Consider the following 9,326-nt stretch of genomic DNA (forward strand, 5'->3'; position numbering starts at 1 on the left):
GGAGGATTAAGGAAATGAAAATTTTTGATAAACTGACCAAAGAGCAGGGCAAGCTCTGCGTGGTAGGCCTGGGTTATGTCGGCCTGCCCCTGGCCGTGGAATTTGCGAAAAAGGTGCCGGTGATCGGCTTTGACATTAATGAAGACAAGCTGAATGCTTACCGGAAGGGGCTTGACCCGACCCATTCCATGGGTGACGTCAGTCAAAGCGGGATCGATTTTACCAGCGATGAGCGGCGGATCAAGGAAGCTGACTTTGTGATCATCGCGGTCCCGACGCCGGTTTTTGCGGACAATGAGCCTGACCTCCGTCCTTTAAAGGGGGCCAGCCAGACTGTGGGCCGGAATTTGCAAAGGGGAGCAGTCGTTGTTTATGAATCGACTGTTTACCCGGGGATGACGGAAGACTTTTGCGGGCCGATCCTGGAAAAAATGAGCGGGCTGAAAATTGGCCAAGACTTCAAAATTGCTTATTCCCCGGAAAGAATCAATCCCGGTGACCGCCAGCACCACTTGACCAATATCAAAAAGATCGTTTCCGGCATGGACCGGGAGACCTGCCAGACGGTCACGGCGGTTTATGACCTGGTCATCGAAGAGACGGTGCCGGTTTCCTCGATCAAGGCGGCTGAAGCTATCAAGGTGACGGAAAACAGCCAAAGGGATGTCAATATCGCTTTTATGAATGAATGCGCGGCGATTTTTGACAAATTGGGTCTGGATACCCAGGAAGTCCTTAAGGGGATGAACAGCAAGTGGAATGCTTTGGGCTTTCAGCCGGGCCTGGTTGGCGGCCACTGCATCGGGGTGGATCCCTACTATTTGATCCAGCAGGCGGAAAGAGTCAATGCCGATGCCAGCCTTTTGCGGATGAGCCGGGAGATTAACAACCGGGTAGCCGGCTTTTTGGTAGAGAAAATCATCAAATTGCTGGCATTAACTGGCCGGCCGGTCAAAGGCGCCCGGCTTGGCCTTTTGGGGATCACTTTTAAAGAAAACGTGGCTGATGCCAGAAACAGCAAGGCGGCTGACATTGTCAAGGGCCTGGAAGAATACGGCGTCCGGGTTTTAGTGGCCGATCCGCATGCAAATCCCCGGGATATCAAGCAAAAGTACGGGATTGAATTAACGGAGATGAGCGAGATGAAGGACCTTGACGGCCTGGTCATTGCCGTGGCCCATGATGAATTTAAAAGGCTGGACCTAAATAGCTTTTACCAAAAAGACCTGCCAGCAAAAGACCGGGTCCTGGTTGATGTCAAGGGCCTCTATCCGGCTGAAGAAGAAGAGGCGCTGGGTCTGACTTACTGGCGCCTGTAATAGAAAAAGGGGTGAGCAAGATGGCTAAGGGCCAAGCAAACGAAGAGGAAGTCCTCTTAAAAGAAAAAAGCGACCGCCGGCTGCTGCCGCACGTTCCAGACCCTCTGGGCCAGCGGACCAATCTTGACCGCCGGGGCAAGTACACTAACGACGAAGACTTGACGACCCTTTTAAAAGAACATGAATTAGGGGTCCGCTATATTAGCCGCTTTCCAGTCAAAGTCAAGGCAGAGAGCCAGGGCCGGCCTTTTAAAGTGACTGGGGAGTGCCGGGATATTTCGGACACGGGGATGCTTTTAGCTGTAGAAAAGGACTATGATCTTTTAAAAGAGGCCAAAAATGTCCACCTTAACTTTAAAGTTCCAGCCGGCAGCATGCCGGAAGGGCACGAAATGCGCTTTAGGATCAGCGGGCAAATCGTCCGCAGCGTCGACTCCAGCCAGGCAGTAGGGATTGAATTTTCCCAGACCCTGCCCAGCTATATGGACCGGCACAAGGACCGCTATTTATTGCTGTGCGCGGCGATCCTCCTGGCCTTTGTCAGCCTCTGCGTGGTCTTGATGCGGGCGGAGTCAGTCATCTACTTCAAATACAACGCGGTCTTATACAGCTATTCCTTGATCGCGGCTGCCTTTTTGCTGACCCGCTACCTTTTCGGTAGTTTCTACCGGCCGGTTCCGATCAATCCTGACTTTACCCCCTCGGTGACGATCGTGATTCCCTGCTTTAATGAAGAAAAATGGATCCAGCGGACGATTTTGTCCTGCTTAGACCAGGCCTATCCGGTTGACAAGCTGAAGGTCTATGTCGTTGACGACTGCTCGAGCGACCAGTCAGTAGCCAAAATTCATGAGCTCTTAGAGCGGCTGAACGACAAGGAAGGGGACCGTTACCGGGTAAATGACCGGGTGAAGCTTTTTGTCCAGGAGAAAAATGCCGGCAAAAGGGCGGCCCTGGTCCGGGGGGTGGAGCAGACCGATACTGACCTGGTCATGTTTGTTGACTCTGACTCCTTCTTAGAGCCAGATGCCGTCCGCAACTTGGTTCAGCCCTTCCAGGACCCGAAGATGGGCGGTTGCGCAGGCAGATGTGACGTGGCTAATACTTACACCAATGCCTTGACCGAAATGCAGTCGGTCCGCTACTACATCGCCTTCCGGATCATGAAGGCGGCTGAAGGGGTCTTTGACGCGGTGACCTGCTTGAGCGGGCCCTTGTCCTGCTACCGGCGGGACCTGGTCATGAAGTACAAGGACCGCTGGATTAACCAGCGCTTTTTGGGCCACAAGGCTACTTTTGGCGATGACCGGGCCATGACCAACTTTATCCTTGACCACCACCGCTGCGGCTACCAGGATACGGCGGTCTGCTCGACCATCGTTCCCCGCAAGCACCGGGTATTTTTGAAGCAGCAGATGCGCTGGAAGCGGTCCTGGCTGAGAGAATCCTTGATGGCCGGCCGTTTTATGTGGCGCAAGGAGCCTTACGCGGCAGTCAATTTTTATATTGGCCTAATTGTACCGATCATGGCTCCGGTCGTGGTGGTTTATAACTTGCTTTATGTGCCGTTGACCCAGCACATTTTCCCGCGGACTTTTTTGGTCGGCCTCTTATTGATGAGTTTGATGATGTCTTTTGCCCAGCTCCTTTTAAGAAAGAGCACGACCTGGACCTTTGGCTTCCTTTTCTGCATTTACTACGAGCTGGTCTTGCTCTGGCAGATGCCAATTGCCTGGCTTACCTTCTGGAAGTCGACCTGGGGAACCCGGCAGACGCCGAGCGATGTGGCTGCTGAGGAGAAAAAAGGCCAGCGGAAGTTGAAGCGGCAAGCGCAGATGGAGGGTGGTGCAAATGAAAAAGGATAAGCGCCGGCCCTGGCTGCAGACCAAGAAGGACGCGGTTAAATTAGTCCGGTCAATTTTTGAATGGGTCAGCTTGATCGTTTTAGCGGTCATGGTGGTCAAGGCCCTCTTTGTTTTTAAAAGCTACCAGCCTTACAGCAAAAACGATCCGGAAGTCGTTGACAGCCGCGACCATGGCTTTATTTCCCTGGCCTACTTTGGGGTTGACCGGGAAGGCACTGACAGCTTGATTTCCTTGCAAAGGCTGGAAGAGGAGCTGACGGCTTTAAAGCAGCTGGGCTATGTGACGGTCAGCCAAAAAGACCTGGAAGACTACTATTACCGGGGCAAGCCCCTGCCCAAAAAGGCCCTTTTTCTCATGTTTGAAGACGGGAGAAAGGACACGGTTCTTTTTACGGAAAAATTGCTGGAGAAATTGAACTACCAGGCCACGATCTTAACCTACGGGGAAAAGTTCAAACGGGATGACCAGAAATTCATCTCTGCCAAGGATTTGCGGAAATTGCAAAAAGAAGGCTTTTGGGAACTGGGGACCAACGGCTACCGCCTGTCTTATATCAACTGCTATGACCGCTACAAGCATTTTTTAGGCCAGCTGGACTCCAGGGAGTTTGTGGAGATCAAGCAGTATATTGGCCGGAATTACAACCACTATCTGATGGACTACATCAGAGACAAGGACGGGATGCCGGTGGAGACTACCAAGGAGATGCAAAAGCGGATCAAGCGTGACTACCAGCTGATGGACCAGGTCTATAAAAAGCAGGTGGGAGCAGTGCCGGACCTCTATTGCATCATGCACTCCAACACCAGCCGCTATGGGGACAATGCTAATGTCTCAAGTGCCAACGCGGCCAGTCTGGAAAAGATGTTCAAGCTGAACGTCAACCGGGAAGGCTTTTCCTACAATAACCGGAAGTCCTCGCCTTATGACTTGACCCGCCTTCAGCCTCAGGCCTGGTGGTACACCAACCACCTTTTGATGCGGGTTAAAGATGACCTGCCGGCTAAAGAGCAGAAGCAGATCAAGTTCGTCAAGGGCAGCCAGCGCCGCTATAAGAAATGGCAGCTGGTTAAAGGGGCGGCGGAATTCAAACAGAATTTGATTGCCTTGACTTCTGAATCGGAGAGCAATGGCCTTTTGACTTTGAAAAAGGCGAAAGTGGGCGACTGCAAGCTGAACTGCGAATTTTTGGGCAACAAGATCGGCCAGCAGACGGTCTACTTAAAAACCCAGGGAACCGCATCGGGCAAGCACAATTTTTCCAGCTACTTGTCTCTGTCTTTAGAAAACAACATTCTTTACCTGCGGCAAAAACAGGGCGGGGCAATCAAGACCATATACAAGGTTGACATGTTTAAGTTGGAGGACGACAAGCCGGTCTCCGTGCCCGAGGACAAGCGGGCGGCTTTAAGTTCAGAACTGAATGTCCGCGGCCGCTTTGCCCAAAACAGCACCACTGCCTCTTTATACAAGCTCAAGGCTTTTAAAAAGAAGTGGCAGAAGGCTAAGAGCGTCAAAGAAGGGGCAAAGGAGTATGTCCCGGAAATCCAGATCCAGGATCCAGGCGATGTTAAAGCTGAGCTGATCGTAAAAGGGAGCAGCTTAACTTTAACGGTTAATGGCCAAAAGCTCTGCCAGCGGCAGATCAAGGAGCAAGCAGCCGGCGGAGTAGCTTTGGAGAGTGCTTTTGGCGGCTTTGGCCAAAGCCAGCGCAATATCGCTGACGACGTTTATGACGGAGCCTTCAAAGACCTTGTCATCACCAGCCCGGACGGGGAAAGAGTCTACTATGACAACCGCCTGCACGGCTGGGAACTGGTCTCATACCACTGGAAGCATTTTTGGAACAAGGTCATTGACTGGTTCATTAATAATCTGTAAAAAGCTCAATCCCGCATGACTGCCGGGTTTGGGCTTTTTTTCTTTGGGACTTCGTTTTATTGATATTCCTGCTGATAATATTTTTGACTAGAAAAATATTTGATTTATATCAAGAAAAGCGTTTACACAGCCCGAAGAAAAGCATATAATAATTTATAGGAATTAAGTGCTTTCATGCACAAGAATAAGAGGTAACATAATGTATAAGGAATCATTTGCCGCGGCTGCTGGCGCGGCGCAAAAGAAATTTAACCTGCTGAAGACTAATCCAGCCGGCTATGTCGTGCTTTCTATTTTGGCAGGGATGTACATCGGTTTCGGGATCTTGCTGGCCTTCACGGTTGGGGGACAATTAGGGACAAGCCTCTTTGCCAACTTGATCAAGGGGCTGATCTTCGGGGTTGCCTTGAGCCTGGTGGTCATTCCCGGAGCTGAACTTTTTACTGGCAACAACTTCGTGATGAGTGCGGGCCTTTTGGAAAAGAAGGTCAAGCTGGGCCAAGCGGGTCTTCTCTGGCTGGTTTGCTGGCTGGGCAACCTGCTGGGGGCTGGCATCTTGGCTTGGATGTTTGTCAAATCCGGCCTGGATCTGCCGGTTACAGCAACTGTCTTCACCAAGGCGGCAGTTGCTAAGATGGCCGCGCCAGCTGGCCAGCTTTTCTTGCGGGGCATTCTCTGTAACATCTTGGTCTGCCTGGCTGTTTGGTCAGGCTTCCAGACCAAGAGCGACTCAGCTAAGCTGATCATGATCTTCTGGTGCCTTTTGGCCTTCTTCTCAACTGGCTTTGAGCACAGCGTGGCCAACATGACGACCTTCATCGTTGCCTTGCTGAATCCAGTGCAAGGGGCGGGCGCCGTTTCAGCCGGCGGCATGTTCTACAACCTGCTCTGGGTAACCCTGGGCAACATGGTCGGCGGCATCGTCTTTGTAGCCTTGCCATACTGGCTGGCTGCCAAGGATAAGCAATAATTAATTGAAAACTCCTTTTAAAAAAACAAGTCCTGCTTGATCAACTCAAACAGGACTTGTTTTGTTTTATTGGTGGATTACAGATGACTAAAATTTTAGGAAAAATCCAGGGAAAGTATTTTTAATACATGCTGAGCAAGAGCTGCTTGATTTCAGCCATGCTTGGCTGGCGTGGGTTCTGCACCGTGCACTGGTCATCGTAGACCCGGTCGATCATGGCTGGCAAGGCGGCGTCAAAGGCTTCCTTGCTGACCCCGTTGGCTGAAAGTGAGGGCTCAATATCGCAGGCCTTCATCAGTTCCCGGATCCGCTTGCAAAGAGAATCAACCAGTTCCGCGTCACTCTTGCCTGGCAGGCCTAAGCTGCGGGCGATATCAGCATAGTCTTTTTGGGCCCGGTAAACTTCATATCTTGGGTAAGGCGTCCGCTTGACATTGCCGCTGGCACCGTTGAACTTGATGACCGGCAGCATGGCAATTGAAATGCAGAGGCCGTGCGGGAAGCCGAAGGACCCGCCCAGCTTGTGGGCAATGGAGTGGTTGAGGCCCAAGAAGGCGTTGGCAAAAGCCATCCCAGCCAAGGTTGCCGCGTAGTGCATGTTTTCCCGGGCTTTTTCTCCTTCATAAGTCGGGTGCTTTGGGTCGTACTTGTAAGAAGCTTCCAGGTTGTTCATGATCAACTGGATGGCCTTGAGTGACCATGGCCGGGTGAAGTCGCTGGCCGCAACAGAGACGTAGCTTTCCAAAGAGTGGGAGAGGCAGTCAAAGCCGGAGAAGGCCACGGTATGCTTTGGCACGGTCATGACGAAGGCCGGGTCAACGATGGCAACTTGCGGGGTCAGTTCGTAGTCAGTCAGCGGGTACTTGACGTGCTGCTTGTCGTCGGTGATGACGGCGTATGGGGTGACTTCTGACCCAGTCCCTGACGTGGTTGGGATGCAGACGAGACTGGTCCGGGTCTCATGCTTGAATTTGACGATCCGCTTTCTGATATCGACAAACTTCTGCTGCAGTTCCTTGAAGAGTTCGCTCACATTGTCGTAGTTGTCCAGCCAGCCATCTTCCTGGTCCAGGCTGTATTCGTAGATGTAGCGGGCGATCTTGGAGACGTCCAGGGCGCTGCCGCCGCCGATCGCGATAATGGTGTCTGGTGCAAACTTCTTCATCTGCTTGGCGATCTTGATTGCCTGGCTCAGCGGCGGGTCAGGCAAGACTTCACTGTAGATGGCCGTGTCGACGTGTTCATCTCTTAAAGCCAGCTGTTCATAGACCTTGTCAACGAAGTGGAACTTGACCATGCCCGGGTCAGCGACGATAAAGGCCCGCTTGATGTCCTGCTCATTTTCATCTGAAAGGTAGGTAATGGAGTCTTTTTCGTAAAAAATCTTTTCTGGCAGGCGGATCCATTGCGGCCGGTTCCGCCGCTTGGCAATGGTTTTGATGTTCAAGAGGTCGCTGGTCGATAGGTTGTGAGACAGGGAGTTCTTCCCCCATGAACCAGTCCCCAAAGTCAAGCTTGGCTGCAGGCCATCACTATAGATATCGCCGATCCCGCCCAAAGCGTCCGGTTGGTTAACCAGGACTCTGGAAGCTTGGACTGCCTTGCCATATTCATCGATGAACGGATCGTTTTGGGAGCCGATTTGGATGGCGGCATTGTGGCCAGCACCTTGGTAGTCAAGCAGGGCTTTGACGATTCTGATCCCATCTTCCCGGTCCTTGGCCTTGTAAACTGACAGGAGCGGGGAGAGTTTTTCGGATGACAGCTTTTCGCCAATATTCTTTGGATCAAGTTCAAAGAGGAGGACATCCTTGCCTTCAGGCAGGGTAACGCCGGCATGTTCGCAAATCCAGCGGGCACTCATCCCGGCAACCGGACCGTTGACCCCGTGCTTGTCATTGAAGACGAAGTCGGCCAGCTTTTGGTAGTCTTTCTTTGGAACCAGGTAGGCACCCTTGTCCTGCATCATTTGCAGCCACTTGTCGTAGATTGGTGCTTCAACTATGGCTGAGTTTTCAGTCGCGCAAACCATGCTGTTGTCAAAGCGCTTGGACAAAAGGATGTCTTCAACAGCCCGGTCTAAGAAAGCGGTGTGGTCGATGTAAACAGCACCGTTGCCGGCCCCGACCCCCATTGACGGGTTGCCAGATTGCAGCGCTGCGTGCACCATGCCGGGACCACCAGTTGCCAAAATAGAAGCGATCTTTGGGTTGCGGATCAAGGCGGTGGTGTTTTCCAGGCTGGCCTTGTCGATCCATTGAATGATGTTCTTTGGGGCACCGGCCTTCAGCGCTGCGTCATACAAGATCTGGGCAGCATGGATTGAACACTTCTGGGCCTTCGGGTGGAAGGAGAAGATGATGGCGTTTCTGGTCTTCAAAGCTACCAGGATCTTGAACATGGTTGTTGAGGTCGGGTTGGTGGTTGGCACGATCCCGGCTAAAACGCCAAGAGGAGCAGCAACTTTGATATAGCCTTCAACCTGGTTTCTTTCGATAATGCCAACAGTCTTTTCATGCTTAATTGAGTTGTAGACATTTTCGGTAGCGAAGCGGTTCTTGGTATCCTTGTCTTCGACCACGCCGCGGCCAGTTTCGTCTACTGCCTCATGAGCAAGCGCGAGGGAGGCCTCACTGCCGGCCAAAGCCATGGCAGCGACAATCTTGTCAACTTGTTCCTGGCTGTAGGTCGCGTAGGCTTCTTCAGCGACCAAGGCTTTGTTAACTAATTCACCTGTATAGCGCTTGGCTTCTTCCATCTTTTCATCAGCTGACAATTCCTTGGCAGCAGTAACAGTGGTCTGAACTTTCTTTACATCAACCATTTTTTCTCTCCTAAAAATTACTACATTTTTTCTCAGGTCCAACTATTTCTTGTGAACCTTTTCACCTAATATGATAGTACCTTTGTTTTCTTTGTCAAGCCAAAAAAGGCCATAAATTTCAATGAATCTAAAGTGTGTAAATGCTTACAATCACGCTAGAGTAGAATGATGAAAGCGCAGAAAAAAGCAAAAATAGTGAACTGTTTCACTTTTTACAAGCTGGGCTAGACCCGGGAAAGGGGAGTGGCTAAAAACAGAGCAGGGATGAATTGCAAAAAGCTGGCAAATGAAAGCTGAGAAAAATTAGCAGAAAATTGAAAATAAAGATTGACGAAAACAAAAAATGGGGGTAAAGTAGTAAATGTCTTCAAGCGAAACACAAAGCGCTTTCTTAACGAAAGATAATTGAAGACAAAAATAAATATCAAAAACTTGTTGACAAGAAGTCAACAAGCGAGTAGGATAT

General features: G+C 51.1%; 5 protein-coding genes. 4 read left to right on the forward strand and 1 reads right to left on the reverse strand.

Annotation, left to right across the window (positions count from 1 at the left end):
* The first annotated feature begins 14 nt into the window (after positions 1–14).
* The 4 genes from ACLUXO_RS06570 to ACLUXO_RS06585 all read left to right on the forward strand — a co-directional run bounded on the left by ACLUXO_RS06570 (position 15) and on the right by ACLUXO_RS06585 (position 6,036).
* The gene (locus ACLUXO_RS06570; RefSeq protein ID WP_412136845.1) at positions 15–1,319 is read left to right on the forward strand and encodes a nucleotide sugar dehydrogenase; all 1,305 of its coding nucleotides are present in this window, start codon (positions 15–17) and stop codon (positions 1,317–1,319) included.
* A 20-nt stretch (positions 1,320–1,339) separates the two neighbouring features.
* Positions 1,340–3,184, forward strand: a complete 1,845-nt coding sequence (locus ACLUXO_RS06575; RefSeq protein ID WP_412136846.1) for a glycosyltransferase — start codon at positions 1,340–1,342, stop codon at positions 3,182–3,184.
* Positions 3,171–5,066: a hypothetical protein gene (locus tag ACLUXO_RS06580; protein ID WP_412136847.1), complete on the forward strand. Its 1,896-nt coding sequence runs from the start codon at positions 3,171–3,173 to the stop codon at positions 5,064–5,066. The genes ACLUXO_RS06575 and ACLUXO_RS06580 overlap by 14 nt, the downstream gene beginning before the upstream one ends.
* A 199-nt stretch (positions 5,067–5,265) precedes the next feature.
* A complete protein-coding gene (locus ACLUXO_RS06585; RefSeq protein ID WP_412136848.1) occupies positions 5,266–6,036 on the forward strand; it encodes a formate/nitrite transporter family protein in 771 nt (256 codons plus the stop codon).
* 121 nt (positions 6,037–6,157) lie between these two features.
* On the opposite strand, the gene adhE is transcribed toward ACLUXO_RS06585, so the two are convergent.
* Positions 6,158–8,860: a bifunctional acetaldehyde-CoA/alcohol dehydrogenase gene (adhE, locus tag ACLUXO_RS06590; RefSeq protein ID WP_412136849.1), complete on the reverse strand. Its 2,703-nt coding sequence runs from the start codon at positions 8,858–8,860 to the stop codon at positions 6,158–6,160.
* Positions 8,861–9,326 lie beyond the last annotated feature (466 nt).

The sequence above is a fragment of the Lactobacillus delbrueckii subsp. bulgaricus genome (assembly GCF_046938665.1).
GTDB lineage: Bacteria > Bacillota > Bacilli > Lactobacillales > Lactobacillaceae > Lactobacillus > Lactobacillus delbrueckii_C.